This is a genomic window from Kytococcus schroeteri, from assembly GCF_042433515.1.
Taxonomy (GTDB): Bacteria; Actinomycetota; Actinomycetes; order Actinomycetales; family Dermatophilaceae; genus Kytococcus; species Kytococcus schroeteri.
Genome location: NZ_JBHLVH010000004.1, coordinates 127,066 through 141,047, shown reverse-complemented (window position 1 = coordinate 141,047; position 13,982 = coordinate 127,066). Strand labels below are relative to the sequence as shown.

At 73.2% G+C, this 13,982-nt stretch carries 13 protein-coding genes; 4 read left to right on the top strand and 9 right to left on the bottom strand.

From position 1 onward, the window contains the following. The first annotated feature begins 19 nt into the window (after window positions 1–19). The 3 genes from ACFFHC_RS02410 to ACFFHC_RS02400 are packed head-to-tail and all read left to right on the top strand — an operon-like array spanning window position 20 to window position 3,898. Window positions 20–436: a DUF3039 domain-containing protein gene (locus ACFFHC_RS02410; protein WP_083323516.1), complete on the top strand. Its 417-nt coding sequence runs from the start codon at window positions 20–22 to the stop codon at window positions 434–436. A gap of 12 nt (window positions 437–448) precedes the next feature. Then, window positions 449–2,218: a DEAD/DEAH box helicase gene (locus tag ACFFHC_RS02405; RefSeq protein WP_101849405.1), complete on the top strand. Its 1,770-nt coding sequence runs from the start codon at window positions 449–451 to the stop codon at window positions 2,216–2,218. A 3-nt stretch (window positions 2,219–2,221) separates the two neighbouring features. After that, entirely contained in the window at window positions 2,222–3,898 is a 1,677-nt protein-coding gene (locus ACFFHC_RS02400) for a bifunctional 3'-5' exonuclease/DNA polymerase (protein ID WP_379802729.1), read from the top strand. A 34-nt stretch (window positions 3,899–3,932) separates the two neighbouring features. Here ACFFHC_RS02400 and ACFFHC_RS02395 read toward each other — a convergent pair whose 3' ends face one another. Then, window positions 3,933–4,397, bottom strand: a complete 465-nt coding sequence (locus ACFFHC_RS02395) for an Lrp/AsnC family transcriptional regulator (RefSeq protein WP_070704348.1) — start codon at window positions 4,395–4,397, stop codon at window positions 3,933–3,935. Between the two features lie 141 nt (window positions 4,398–4,538). Here ACFFHC_RS02395 and hppD point away from each other — a divergent pair, with 141 nt between their 5' ends. Beyond that, window positions 4,539–5,762, top strand: a complete 1,224-nt coding sequence (gene hppD / locus ACFFHC_RS02390) for a 4-hydroxyphenylpyruvate dioxygenase (RefSeq protein WP_070704351.1) — start codon at window positions 4,539–4,541, stop codon at window positions 5,760–5,762. Between the two features lie 66 nt (window positions 5,763–5,828). Here hppD and ACFFHC_RS02385 read toward each other — a convergent pair whose 3' ends face one another. From ACFFHC_RS02385 to ACFFHC_RS02350, 8 genes are all read right to left on the bottom strand, one after another. Further along, window positions 5,829–6,530: a hypothetical protein gene (locus ACFFHC_RS02385; RefSeq protein WP_070705716.1), complete on the bottom strand. Its 702-nt coding sequence runs from the start codon at window positions 6,528–6,530 to the stop codon at window positions 5,829–5,831. 59 nt (window positions 6,531–6,589) lie between these two features. Continuing rightward, window positions 6,590–6,916 (bottom strand): metal-sensitive transcriptional regulator, encoded by a 327-nt coding sequence (locus tag ACFFHC_RS02380; protein WP_070705721.1) that lies wholly within the window; start codon window positions 6,914–6,916, stop codon window positions 6,590–6,592. Between the two features lie 26 nt (window positions 6,917–6,942). Then, complete coding sequence (locus tag ACFFHC_RS02375) at window positions 6,943–9,213, bottom strand: heavy metal translocating P-type ATPase (RefSeq protein ID WP_070705717.1); 2,271 nt, start codon at window positions 9,211–9,213, stop codon at window positions 6,943–6,945. Beyond that, entirely contained in the window at window positions 9,213–9,422 is a 210-nt protein-coding gene (locus ACFFHC_RS02370; RefSeq protein ID WP_070705718.1) for a heavy-metal-associated domain-containing protein, read from the bottom strand. The genes ACFFHC_RS02375 and ACFFHC_RS02370 overlap by 1 nt, the downstream gene beginning before the upstream one ends. Window positions 9,423–9,503: 81 nt before the next feature. Further along, the gene (locus ACFFHC_RS02365; protein ID WP_070705719.1) at window positions 9,504–10,460 is read right to left on the bottom strand and encodes a hypothetical protein; all 957 of its coding nucleotides are present in this window, start codon (window positions 10,458–10,460) and stop codon (window positions 9,504–9,506) included. A 193-nt stretch (window positions 10,461–10,653) separates the two neighbouring features. Continuing rightward, window positions 10,654–11,598 carry a hypothetical protein gene (locus ACFFHC_RS02360; RefSeq protein WP_379802722.1) on the bottom strand — a complete coding sequence of 315 codons (945 nt, stop codon included), beginning with the start codon at window positions 11,596–11,598 and terminating at the stop codon, window positions 10,654–10,656. 141 nt (window positions 11,599–11,739) lie between these two features. Next, entirely contained in the window at window positions 11,740–12,978 is a 1,239-nt protein-coding gene (gene fahA, locus ACFFHC_RS02355; protein ID WP_379802720.1) for a fumarylacetoacetase, read from the bottom strand. Beyond that, window positions 12,975–13,913, bottom strand: coding sequence for a hypothetical protein (locus tag ACFFHC_RS02350; RefSeq protein ID WP_379802717.1), 939 nt, complete (start codon window positions 13,911–13,913; stop codon window positions 12,975–12,977). The genes fahA and ACFFHC_RS02350 overlap by 4 nt, the downstream gene beginning before the upstream one ends. Window positions 13,914–13,982 lie beyond the last annotated feature (69 nt).

The window sequence follows — 13,982 nt, the reverse complement described above, 5'->3', positions numbered from 1 at the left end:
CGGCAGTACGATGGGCGACATGCCTTGGACCTCCCGGACCCCCTCGCAGGACGCCTCCACCACCCTCACCGAGGTGGTGGCCATGAGCCAGCCGATGGACCCGGGCACGCCCGACGACCCGGGCGGCCTGTCCTCCCCGGGTACCTCCACGGGTCTGCTGGAGCGCACCGAGCAGCAGACGGCTCCCATGGAGCCGGGCGACCACGAGCGCTTCAGCCACTACGTGCGCAAGGAGAAGATCCTCGAGAGCGCCATGAGCGGCGAGCCCGTCACCGCCCTGTGCGGCAAGATCTGGGTGCCCGGCCGCAATCCGGACCGTTTCCCGGTCTGCCCGGTCTGCAAGGAGATCTACGAGGGCCTGCGTGACCCGCAGGACGGCGGGGACGGCGGCTCGGGCTCCGGCCAGGGTGGCTCCGGCGCGGGCTTCGGCAGCTGAGCCCGGCGGTCGATGAGCACCTCCGCAGCCGACCACCTCTCTCCCTCCTATCCCGACCGCGCCGCCTGGGGCACCGCCCCCAAGCTGCGCGCGTGGCAGGCCGAAGCCCTCGAGGCCTACCGGCAGACCGTCGCCGCGGGCGGCCGTGACTTCCTCGCGGTCGCCACGCCGGGTGCCGGCAAGACCACCTTCGCCCTGAAGGTGGCCGCCGACCTGCTGGCCGAGGGGGCCGTCACCCAGATCACCGTGGTGGCGCCCACCGAGCACCTCAAGACCCAGTGGGCCGATGCTGCCGCGCGCGTGGGCATCCACCTGGACCCGCGCTTCACCAACAGCCAGCGGGCCCACAGCGCCGACTACCACGGCATCGCCATGACCTACGCGGGCATCGCCGCCGACCCGGACCTCCACGAGCAGCGCACCAAGGAGGCTCGCACCCTGGTGATCCTCGACGAGATCCACCACGGCGGCGACGCCCGCAGCTGGGGCGACGCCATCCGGCAGGCGTTCACGCCCGCCGAGCGACGCCTCTCACTCACCGGCACCCCCTTCCGTTCGGACACCAACCCCATCCCGTTCGTGCGCTACGAGGAGGGGGCCGACGGCATCCGCCGCTCGTCGAGCGACTACGCGTACGGCTACCGCAACGCGCTGACCGACGGCGTGGTGCGCCCCGTGCTGTTCATGGCCTACGGCGGTGCGATGAAGTGGCGCACCAAGGCCGGCGACGAGGTGGCCGCGCGCCTGGGTGAGCCGCTCACCAAGGACCTCACCGCCCAGGCATGGCGCACCGCGCTGGACCCCGAGGGGGAGTGGGTGCCGGCCGTCCTGAGCGCCGCCGACAAGCGTCTGACGGAGGTGCGCCGCCACGTGCCGGACGCCGGTGGCCTGGTCATCGCCAGCAACCAGAAGAACGCCCGCGCCTACGCCCGCCACCTGGAGGCCCTCACCGGGGAGAAGCCCACAGTGGTGCTCTCCGACGACGCCGGAGCGAGCTCCCGCATCGAGGAGTACAGCAAGGGCGACTCCCGCTGGCTGGTGGCGGTACGCATGGTCTCCGAGGGAGTGGACGTGCCGCGCCTGTGCGTGGGCGTCTACGCCACGAGCACGCAGACGCCGCTCTTCTTCGCCCAGGCGGTGGGGCGCTTCGTGCGCACCCGCAAGCGCGGTGAGACGGCCAGCATCTTCCTCCCCTCGGTGACGCCCGTCCTGGCGCTGGCCGCTGAGCTCGAGGCCGAGCGCGACCACGCGCTGGACCGCCCCGGCCCCTCCGGCGAGGACGCCATCTGGGCGCCGGAGGAGGATGAGCTGGCCCGGGCCAACCAGTCCGAGCGCCTCAGCGACGAGCTCGGTCCGGGCTACGAGGCGCTGGAGTCCTCCGCGGAGTTCGACCACGTGCTCTTCGACGCCCAGCAGTGGGGCATGGGCTCGGAGGTGGCCAGCGAGGACGAGGCCGAGTACCTGGGCCTGCCCGGGCTGCTGGAGCCCGAGCAGATGACGCAGCTGCTGCGCGAGCGGCAGGCCAAGCAGGCGGCGCGCGGCAGGAAGGCCCAGAAGGAGCAGGGCGATCAGCCGATCGCCGCGCACCGGGCCCTGCAGGCCTCCCGCAAGGAGCTCAACAAGCTGGTGAGCGCCTACGCGCAGAAGAAGGGCGTGCCGCACGCCAACGTGCACATGGACCTGCGTCGTCAGTGCGGCGGGCCCGCCCTGGAGACCGCCACCCAGGAGCAGGTGACCCAGCGCATCGAGACCATCCGCCGGTGGTTCGTGGGCAAGCGCTGAGGCATGGACCTCGTCGTGGCGCGCGCCGGCGACCGCGTCGAGGTGGTGGCCGTCGACGGGGACGCGCCGGGGGAGCGGTGGAGTCTGCCGTGGGCCGAGCTCCCCGCCTGGGTGGCCGCGCGCGAGGCCGACCACCGATGGGTGTGGGCCGACTCCGCGGCCACCTACCTGCCGCTGCTCGAGGCGGGGGTGCGGGTGCGGCGGGGCGTGGACCTGGGGCTGCAGCGGGCCCTGCTGCGCCGGGCGCGGGCGGTGGCGCACACGCCGTACGCCGCGGCCCCCTCCACGGAGTGGGACGCGCAGCGCGCCGAGGCCGCCCTGGTCCCCGCCCCGCCGGTGGACACCGAGGCGACGCTCTTCGACGTGGCCGGGGGCGGCCCCAGCCTCGAGGAGTGCCTGGCCGAGCACCTGGCGCAGCGCGAGGCCTTGGCCGACGCCCGTGACGCCGGCGGCCTGGCGCTGCTGTGCCACGCCGAGTCCACCGGGGGCCTCATCGCGCAGGAGCTCAACCACGCCGGGGTTCCCTTCAGCACCGCCGTGCACGACGCGCAGCTCACCGCCCTGCTGGGGGAGCGGGACCGGCACGGTGGACGACCTCGCCGCATGGCCGAGCTCGTCGTGCAGATCCGCGGGGCGCTGGGCGCCCCGACGCTGAACCCGGACTCGGCCACCACGCTGGTCTCGGCCCTGCGTCGCGCGGGACTCGACGTCGCGAGCACCCGCAAGTGGGAGCTGCGCGGCATCGACCACCCCGTCATCGAGCCCCTGCTGGAGTACAAGGCGCTCAGCCGGCTGCACGCGGCCAACGGGTGGGCCTGGATGCGTCACTGGGTGCGCGAGGAGCGTTTCCGCCCCGACTGGGTGGCCGGCGGCGTGGTCACCGGCCGGTGGGCCAGCCGCGGGGGCGGGGCCCTGCAGCTGCCCCGGCAGATCCGCTCGGCCGTGCGGGCCGATGCAGGGTGGCGTCTCGTGGTGGCCGACGCCGCCCAGCTGGAGCCCCGCGTCCTGGCCGCGATGGCCGGCGACGCGGCGATGGCCGAGGCCGGAGCCGCCGGTGACCTCTACGCGGCGCTGGTGGACGACGGGGTGGTGGACACCCGCGACCACGCCAAGGTGGCCATGCTCGGTGCGATGTACGGCTCCACCACCGGTGAGGCCGGGGCGCTCATGCCACGGCTGCGGCGGGCGTACCCGCGGGCCATCGGACTGGTGGACGCCGCCGCTGCGGCGGGGGAGCGGGGCGAGGCGGTGTCCACCTGGCTGGGCCGCACCTCCCCGCCGCCACCACGCCGGTGGCACCGCGCCCAGGAAGCCGCCCAGCAGCCGGGCGCCTCCGCCGAGGTGGAGCGCCGCGCCCGGTCGATGGCGCGGGAGTGGGGGCGCTTCGCCCGCAACTTCGTGGTGCAGGGCACCGCCGCGGAGTGGGCGCTGTGCTGGATGGGGCACCTGCGGCGCCGCCTCGACGACGGGTACCGGCACCTGCCGGCCGACGAGCGGCCCCAGCTGGTGTACTTCCTGCACGACGAGGTGATCGTGCACGCCCCGGCCGACCTGGCCGACGAGGTGGCCGAGCACGTGCGGCAGGCCGCGCGCTCGGCCGGCGAGCTGCTCTTCCCGTCCAGCGCCGTGGACTTCCCGCTGTCGGTGGCCGTGGTGGAGTCCTACGACCGCGCGAAGTGACGGACCTCCCGCATCCGGCCGGCCCCGGGGTGCCTCAGCCCACGAGCGGCAGGGTGCGGTGCGCGATGCGGGTGGCCAGCGCGATGTTCGTGGAGGCGCGCACCACGTGCTCGTGGGCGGTCACCTCGTCGAGCACGTCCTGCAGGTCGGCGTTGCTGCGAGCCACCACCCGCACGAAGAGGTCCCCGTCACCGGTGATGGTGTGCACCTCCAGCACCTGCGGGATGCCGGCCAGGTGCTCCACCACGGCGTCGTGCCCCGCCACCTGGCGGATCTGCAGGGTGACCATGGCCGTCACGGGATGGCCGAGCGCCGCGGGGTCCAGGTGCGGCGCCCACGAGGCGATGACACCCGAATCGGACAGCCGGGCCAGGCGGGCGGTGACGGTGCCGCGGGCCACGCCGAGCTGGCGGGAGGCCGCGAGGACGCCCACGTGCGGGTCGTCGGTGAAGGTGCGGATGATCGCCCTGTCCAGATCGTCCAGCCTGTGGGTCGCCATGTGGTCACCCTGCCCTTGAGTATCGACGGTGGTGTGCAGAGTGCACAGTCTGACACGGCATCGAGCGCGCAGAGTGTGCTCTGTGTGCAGTCCGGGCGACGTTCGTTGCCATCGGGTGTGGCGTGAGGCACATTGGCGCGCATGACTGACACCACCCTCACCGCCCTGACCGACCAGGAGCAGGCCGAGAACCTCTCGGTCGAGCAGCTGAAGAAGCTCGTCGGCCTCGTGGAGTACGACTCCTCGGCCGACCCCTTCCCGGTGACCGGCTGGGACGCCATCACCTTCGTCTGCGGCAACGCCACGCAGGCCGCGCACTTCTACCAGTCGGCCTTCGGCATGGAGCTCATCGCCTACTCCGGCCCGGAGAACGGCAACCGCGACCACAAGGCCTTCGTGCTGAAGTCCGGCAACATCAACTTCGTGCTCAAGGGCGCCGTGGACCCGAAGTCCCCGCTCATCGAGCACCACGCCAAGCACGGGGACGGCGTCGTTGACATCTCCCTGGAGGTGCCGGACGTCGACAAGTGCATCGAGCACGCGCGCTCCGCCGGCGCCACCGTGCTGCAGGAGCCCACCGACCTCACCGACGAGCACGGCACCGTGCGCGTGGGTGCCATCGCCACCTACGGCGAGACCCGGCACACCCTCGTGCAGCGCGTGGTCGACGGTGAGCGCTACGCCGGCGTCTACCTGCCCGGCTACCACCCGCGCTCCAGCAGCTTCACCAAGCGCGAGGGGGCCCCCAAGCGTCTCTTCCAGGCCCTGGACCACATCGTGGGCAACGTGGAGCTGGGCAAGATGGACGAGTGGGTGGAGTTCTACCACCGCGTCATGGGCTTCACCGACATGGCCGAGTTCGTGGGCGACGACATCGCCACCGACTACTCCGCGCTCATGTCCAAGGTGGTGGCCAACGGCAACCACCGCGTGAAGTTCCCGCTCAACGAGCCGGCCATCGCCAAGAAGAAGTCGCAGATCGACGAGTACCTCGAGTTCTACTGTGGCCCCGGCGCCCAGCACCTTGCCCTGGCCACCAACGACATCATCCGCACCGTGGACTGCATGGTGGCCGAGGGCGTGGAGTTCCTGGCCACCCCGGACTCCTACTACGAGGACCCGGAGCTGCGTGCCCGCATCGGCGAGGTGCGCGTGCCCATCGAGGAGCTGCAGAAGCGCGGCATCCTGGTGGACCGCGACGAGGACGGCTACCTGCTGCAGATCTTCACCAAGCCCACCGGTGACCGTCCGACCGTGTTCTTCGAGCTCATCGAGCGCCACGGGTCGCTCGGCTTCGGCATCGGCAACTTCAAGGCGCTGTTCGAGGCCATCGAGCGCGAGCAGGAGCTGCGCGGCAACTTCTGATCCGCCGAGGCGGTGCGCGACGCGGCCCGGGGAGGACGTCCTCCCCGGGCCGCGTCGTCGATGTGGTCAGGCGCCTGCCCGGCGGCCCCTCGCGGTGAGCACGCCCCCGGCCGTGAGCAGCGCCAGCCCCGTGGCCGCAGCGGCCTCGCGGGAGCTCAGACCGCCCTGCTCGGGCGCCGACCAGCCGGTCTCCACCGGCGGGCCGTCCGGACGCGGGTTCGGGCCGTCGGCGGGGCCGTCGACCACCGGGTAGGAGTGCACGTCCACGGACCCGTCGCGGCCGGTGGACACGTCGCTCTCGAGCTCGAAGCGGTGCACCTGGCCGTCGGGGGCGCAGTACGCCCCGTAGACCATCACGCGGTCGGTGCCGGCGGGGATTCGGCGCCCGCCCAGGTGGCGGCTGTCCGACGAGACCTCGTCCCCGCTGGCGCGCTCGGCACCGGGACGGCAGACCGGGTCGGCCACCGCGCCCTCGGCCACCGTCACCGGCATCGCGCCCGTGGCCGGTGCGTAGGTGTCCACCACCCACTCGATGCGGGGGTTGCCGTCCGCCGGCTGCAGGTGCGCGCCGTCGAAGCGGACGTCCCACGCGTGCCCCTGCCCGCCGGCCGCGGGGTGCACCTCCAGGGTGACCCGGGGGTTGGTCCCCCCGGCGCCGCTGACCTCCCGGGGGTCGGCCTGGGCCGCGTTCTGCAGGCTGACGAGGGCGGTGCCCACGAGGACGGCGGTCGCCGCGCCGCGGCGGATCGGTCGGGGGAGTGAACGCATGCTGCTCCTGGGTCGGGGACGGGTGCGAGGGCTCCAGCGTAGGCGTCGAGCGCGCTCGTTCACGACCGGACCAGCCGGGCGATGGCCGCCGAGGCCTCCCTCACGAGAGCCTCGGCCTCCTCGTCACCGGCGCGTGCGGCGTCGACCACGCAGGTGCGCAGGTGGTCCTCGAGCAGCCCGAGCGCGACCTTCTCCAGGGCGCTGCTCACCGCGCTCACCTGCGTGAGGACGTCGATGCAGTACGCGTCCTCCTCCACCATCCGGGCCAGGCCGCGGACCTGTCCCTCGACGCGGCGCAGGCGGCGCAGGTAGGCGTCCTTGTCCGTCACGTATCCGTGGACGTGACCGTGCTCCACCGGGTGGGCCGGGCCGGCGGCCGCGACCACGGGCTCCTCCGGTCGTTCGCCGGCGCTCACCGCGCCTCCGCCCTGAAGCCCCGCAGCCGCAGGCTGTTGCCGACCACGAACACGCTGGACAGGGCCATGGCGGCACCGGCCAGCATCGGGTTGAGCATCCCCGCCGCGGCCAGGGGGATGGCGGCCACGTTGTAGGCGAACGCCCAGAAGAGATTGGACCGGATGGTGCCCAGCGTGCGCCGCGCCATCCCGATGGCGTCGACCACGCTGCGCAGGTCGCCACGCACCAGCGTGATGTCCGCGGCCTCGATGGCGACGTCCGTGCCGGTGCCCATGGCCAGGCCCAGGTCGGCCTGTGCCAGGGCGGGGGCGTCGTTGACGCCGTCGCCGACCATGGCCACCACGCGCCCCTGCTCCTGCAGGCGCCGGACCTGCTCCACCTTCTCCTGCGGCAGCACGTCGGCGATGACGGTGTCGATCCCCACCTCGTCGGCCACCTGGCGGGCGGTGGCCGCGTTGTCCCCGGTCAGCAGCACCGGCTCGAGCCCGAGGCGCCTCAGCTGGGCCACGGCGGCGGCGCTCGTGGGCTTCACGGCATCGGACACCACGAGCAGGCCGCGGGGAGCGCCGTCCCAGCCGACGGCCACCACGGTGCGACCCCGCTGGAGGTGCTCGGCCTCGGCCCGGGCCAGGTCGGCGGTGAGCGTCATGTGATGCTCGGCGAGCAGGGTGGGGCGGCCGACGACCACCGTGCGGCCCTCCACGGTGCCGGTGACGCCGAGCCCCTCGACGTTCGCGAACCCCGAGGCGGCGGGCAGGTCGCCCGCGGTGCGCGCCGCATCGGCCACGGCACGGGCGATGGGGTGCTCCGAGGAGTCCTCCAGCGCACCGGCCACGCGCAGCACCTCCGCGGCGTCCTCGCCGGCGGCGGGCACCACCTCGGCCAGTGTCATGTGCCCGGTGGTCACGGTGCCGGTCTTGTCGAGCACCACGGTGTCCACGGTGCGGGTCGACTCCAGCACCTCGGGGCCCTTGATGAGGATGCCCAACTCCGCTCCGCGGCCGGTGCCCACGAGCAGGGCGGTGGGCGTGGCCAGGCCCAGGGCGCACGGGCAGGCGATGACGAGCACCGCCACCGCGGCGGTGAACGCGGCCGTCGGACCGGCACCGGACAGCAGCCAGCCCCCGAGCGTGACCAGGGCGATGAGCACCACGACCGGCACGAACACGCCGGAGACCCGGTCGGCCAGCCGCTGGACGGCGGCCTTGCCGGTCTGCGCGTCCTCCACCATCCGCGCCATCTGGGCCAGTTGCGTGTCGGCGCCCACGCGCGTGGCGCGCACCACCAGGCGCCCACCGGCGTTCACCGTTGCGCCGGTGACCTCGCTGCCAGGGCCCACCTCGACGGGGAGGGACTCGCCGGTGAGCATGGAGGCGTCCACGGCGGACGTGCCGGAGACGACCGTCCCGTCGGTGGCCACCTTCTCCCCGGGGCGCACCACGAACTCCTCGCCGGCGCGCAGCTCCCCGGCCGGGACCGTCACCTCGCGCCCGTCGCGCAGCACGGAGACCTCCTTGGCCCCCATCTCCAGCAGGGCGCGCAGCGCGGCGCCGGCCCGGCGCTTGGCGCGCTTCTCGACGTAGCGTCCGGCCAGGATGAACAGGGTGACGCCCGCGGCGGCCTCGAGGTAGATGTTCCCCGCGCCGTCGGAGTGCCCGATGGTGAACTCGAAGGGGTGCTTCATGCCGGGCGTGCCGGCATGGCCGAGAAAGAGCGCGTAGAGCGACCAGCCGAAGGCGGCGAGCGTGCCCATCGAGACGAGGGTGTCCATGGTGGCCGCGCCGTGGCGCAGGTTGGTCCAGGCGGCCCGGTGGAAGGGCCAGGCGCCCCACACCACCACGGGCGCGGCCAGGGTGAGCGAGGCCCACTGCCAGTTCCGGAACTGCAGGGCCGGCACCATCGCCATGAGGATCACCGGCACCGCCAGCACCGCGCACACGAGCACCCGACGGCGCAGGGCGTCGAGCTCGTGGTCGGCGTGCTCGGAGCCGTCGAAGGCCTCACCGGGGGAGTCGGTTCCCGGGGTCGGTGGGAGCGCCGGCAGCGTGGCCGTGTAGCCCGCCTTCTGCACCTCGGCCACCAGCAGGCCCGGGTCGTACCCCTCGGGTACGGTGACCGAGGCCTTCTCCGTGGCGTAGTTGACGGTCGCCTCCACGCCCTCGAGCTTGTTGAGCTTGCGCTCGATGCGGTGGGCGCACGAGGCGCACGTCATACCGCCGAGCTCCAGCTCGACGGCGGACGTGCGCGGGAGGGAGGGCGCGGTCATCAGGCCCGCTGCGCCCGGTAGCCGGCGTCCTCGACGGCGGCCAGCACGGCATCGGTGGACACGTCGTCGGCGCCGGTGACGGTCAGCCGACCGGTCTCGTGGCTCACCTCGACGGACTCGACGCCGGGCACCTCGGAGACCTCCTCGCGGACGGACGCCTCGCAGTGCCCGCAGGTCATGCCGGTGACGTTGTACTCGGTGGTGGCCATGGGTGCTCCTCTCGTCGGTGGCGCCGGGTGGCGCCACCGACGAGAACGCACATACCCCGGAGGGGTATTCCGTGGGGACGGTCAGCGGCGGCGGGCGCCGGCCACGGTGAGGCCGCCGGCGCCGACGAGGGCCAGACCGGCCAGGCCGAGGGCGGTGGTGTCGTGCGAGCGCTCGGGGGCGGTCCAGCCGGTGTCTACGATGGGGCCCTCGGTGGGCTCCTCGTTGGCCACGTACCAGCGCTTGTCGGCCGGCACCACGCCCTTGGCCACGAGCTGGTCGGCCCACTGGGCGTCGGTGAGTCCGTCCGGGCGCACCGCGTGTTCGAGCTGCTCCAGGAACTCCCAGTCGGGCTCGGCGTGGAACTCCATGCCGTAGCCCCCCTCGTTGGCTGTCGAACCCAACACCGAGGTGCCCACCTTGGTGAACTCGCCCTCACCCGTCCGCAGGAAGTGGGTCGTGTTGTGCGCGTAGGTGCCGTCGAACTCGCCGGGGTCGGGGATGCACCCGGTCGCCTCCACCGACACCGAGCGGACGTCCTCGCCGAGTCGATGGGTGGTGTCCTTCACGTACGAGCCCGGGACGGGGTCGTCGCTGTCGTCGTTCCAGAAGTCGTAGTCCGGGTCCACCACCCAGTGGAAGGACTCGTCCTCGGAGGAGAAGGAGGACTTCCCGGCACGTTCGGCGTTCTCCGGGCAGCCGCGGAAGATCCAGTCGGTCTGGTCGTCGTTCTGCACGCCCAGACGGTGGCGTCCCGGGTCCTCCTCGTTCGCGGAGACGCTCGTCACGCTGTTCCACCGGTCGAACCCGTGCACCTCGCGGTGCACCAGCCCGTCCTTTTCGTAGGGCAGCTCGAGGTAGTCGCCCCGGGTGGTGCTGGTCCACGGCCGGGTTCCGTCGGAGCCTGCCTCGCCCACGGAGAAGGTGTTCTCGTACGGCGCCGGGAGCTTGGGCTCCTTCGGCGCGGCCTGCGCCATCTGCACCGGGGCGGTCACCCCCATGGTGGCGACGGCGAGGACGGCAAGAGTCGTGCGCTTCATGGTTTTCCCCTCTGTGTCACGTCCCGACCCCCTGCCGGGACCCTTCGACCCTAAGCGCCTCACGGGGAGGGGGAAGCCGGGGCCGGGCGTCGGCGCCTGATTGTGCGCGGACTGTGAACGTGACCTGTCACGACGGGACCTCCGAGAGTCCAGTGACTCCGGAGGTCCCGTCGATTCAGGTGTCAGGCGGGCGTCAGCGACGGCGGGCGGCCACCACCGTGGCGCCACCGGCGCCCAGCAGCGCCACACCGGCCAGGCCGGCAGCGAACGCCGCGGACTGGTCGCCCGCCTCCACACCGGTGTCGACGATCGGGCCCTCGTCGTCGTCCTCACCGGGAGGCTCCTCGTTGGCCACGTACCAGCGCTTGTCGGCCGGCACCACGCCCTCGGCGACGAGCTTGTCCGCCCACTCGGCGTCGCTCATGCCGTCCGGACGCTCCTCCTTCTCGAGCTGCTCCAGGAACTCCCAGCCCTCGACGGTGTGGAACACGCTCTCGCCGCCCTCGTGGAAGGTGCCCTCGGTCACGACGGTGGCCACCCGCGTGAACTCCGTGTCGCTGGTGCGGACGAAGAAGCTGTTGCCGAACATGTAGCCCCAGTCGCTCTCGGTGGGGCACGTGACCGTGACGACCTCCAGGGCCCGGGTCTCCGGCGACAGCTTGCTCGTCTGGGTCTTCTCGTAGTGGCCCGGGGCGAACTCGGGGTCGACGATCGGGTTGTCCTCGGTGGACTCCTCGTCGACCACCCACCGGAAGGACTCGTCCTCGCTGGTCCGGCCCGACGGCATCTTGCCCGGCGTGCCCTCCTGGCAGCCGGTCAGACCGTCGTCCTGGATCCCGAGGCTGCTCGGCCCGTGGTCCGGGTGGTCGTTGTTGACGTTGTTGTTGTAGTCGGTAACCAGCAGGTTCAGCGTCGCCAGGCCGTCCTCGCCCTTCTTGGGCTGGGTGACGTCCCCGTCGACGCTGACGCTCCAGGGGCGCTCGCCCTGGCCGTCGGCCTCGCCGACCTCGAAGGTGATCGGCAGCGGCTCCCAGTCCGGGCCGGAGGTGCGGTCGTCCGGTGCGGCGGACGCCGGCGTCGCGAGTGCTGCCCCCAGCAGCAGCGCGGTCCCCACTGCGAAGGTCTTCGTGCTGTCCATGTCCTGCTCCCCTCAGATGATTCTGGACGTGTGAACGTTTCCGACCGTATCGATCTCGGGCCCCGGCGGGAAGTGCGGACCCCGGTGCCCGAGGCGCCGGGGTCCGCTGCGGCAGTGCGGCGACAGCCGCACGACAGCGCGTCAGCCCAGCTCGGTGGCGGGGCGGATCGTCCCGGTCACCTCACCCAGCCCGATGCGGGAGCCGTCCGGTCCCGGCGCCCAGCCGGTGATGGTCACCGTGTCACCGTCCTCGAGGAAGGAGCGCTCGCTGCCGTCCTCGAGCCGCATCGGCTCCTGGCCGCTCCAGGACAGTTCGAGGAACGACCCGCGCTCGGCCTTCTCGTCGCCGGAGACGGTGCCGCTGGCGAACACGTCCGCGGCCGAGAGGGCAGCGCCGTTGACGGTCATGTGCGCGAGCATCTGCGCCGGCGACCAGTACATCTCCCGGTAGGGCGGGCGGCTGACGACTGTGTCGTTGAGGCGCACCTCCATCTCGATGTCGAGACCGAACAGGCCGCTGCCGTCACCGCGCAGGTACTCCAGCGGCTCGGGGTCCTGGGTGGGGAGCTCGGTGCGCGCCTGCTCCAGCGCCGCCATGGGCACCACCCAGGCGCCCACCGACGAGGCGAACGACTTGCCCAGGAAGGGGCCCAGCGGCACGTACTCCCAGGCCTGGAGGTCGCGCGCCGACCAGTCGTTGAAGAGCATCACACCGAAGAGGTGGTCAGCCGCGTCGTCCACGGAGACGCGCTCGCCCACGGTCGTCGGGCCACCGACGAGGAAGCCCAGCTCGGCCTCGATGTCCAGACGCTGGCTGGGGCCGAAGGTGGGCACCTCGGCGTCCTTCGGCTTGCGCTGGCCGCAGGGACGCACCACGTCGGTGCCCGAGACCACGATGGTGCTGGAGCGCCCGTGGTACCCGATGGGCAGGTGCTTCCAGTTGGGCGTCAGCGCCGCCTGGTCCGGGCGGAAGATGCGGCCCACGTTGGTGGCGTGGTGCTCCGAGGCGTAGAAGTCCACGTAGTCCGCCGGGCGGAAGGGCAGCACCATCTCCACCTGGCCCAGCGGCAGCACGTGGGGGCGCACCACGGCCGGGTCGGCTCCCTCGGCGAACAGGCCGGTGACCCACTCGCGGGCGCCGGCCCACGCGGTGTGGCCGAGCTCCAGCAGGCGGTTGAGCGTCGGCTCCTGCAGGGCGCCGGCCCAGGCGCCGCCGGTGTCCGCGCCCGTGGCGTGCAGGGCGGCCGGCAGGTCCAGCACCTCGTCGCCGATGCGGACGCCCAGCCGGGGTTGCGCGGCGTCGCGGGTGAGGAAGGCGCCGTAGGGCAGGTTGTGCGGGCCGAAGGGGTGGTCGGCGGGCAGGTCGGGCCAGGCGGTCATGCGGGCTCCTCGTCGGTGGTGTGGTCGGTGGGGTGGGAGGGGGTGCTGGCGATGGTGGAGGGGTCGAGCACGCCGAGCTCGGCGGCCTCGGTGAGCGGGTCGGTGACGCCGCAGCAGCCGAAGGAGGTCCACGCGGCGCGCACGCCCTCGACGGCGCCGGAGTCGAGCGCCAGCACGGTGTCGGCCACGGCGCGGGCGTCGCGCTCGGCCAGCGCGGCGGCGACGTCGTCGGGACCCAGTCCGCAGAGGGCGCCGTGGGTGGCCACCACGACGTTGAGCATGCCGTGCATCTCCTCGGTGCCCTCGCCGGACTGGGCCGGCGCGGTGCGCGCCACGGCGTGGTGCAGGCCGCCGGTGAGCTTGAAGGGCACGTCGCGCTCCACGCAGGAGGTGATGAACCCGGCGAGCTCCTGCGGCGTGGGGACGGGGCCCGCCGGGGAGGCCTGGGTGCGCCACTTGGCCACGACCCGGGGCCCGCCAGTGCGGTCCGAGGCGGCCAGGCGGTCGAGCAGGGACTCCAGGGTGGCTGGGTCGCGGGGCGCCTCGAGTGCAAGGTCCACGCCGTGGTCGGCCGTGGCGTGCCAGTCGGCGTCCGCGGCGCGCTCCACCACCTCGAGGCGCACCTGCTCGCCGAGGCCGCGCAGCGTGGCCACGGCGCGGGTGACCGCCTCGGTGCCGGTACCGGGGCGGGCGGCGATGCCCACCGGGAGGGCAGCGGCGTCGGGGGCGGCAGGGGAGTCCGCGAGAACTTGCGGGAGCTGCGCCACGGCGTCGACCGAGAGCAGCAGCGGTCCCAGGCGGGAGCCGAGCGGGGCGGTGCGCCAGGCGCGGTGCTGCGCGACGGCATCGGGCAGGGGTGAGAGCCCCGGGGGGAAGATCGCCGCGTCGTCCACGAACGCGCGGGTGAGTCGCTCCATCGCCGGTGGGGTCGCCATGCCGCGCACGCTAACGTACGCGTGGCGTACGTCACTGCCGCGTGCGCCCACACCGCCGCCATCACCTGG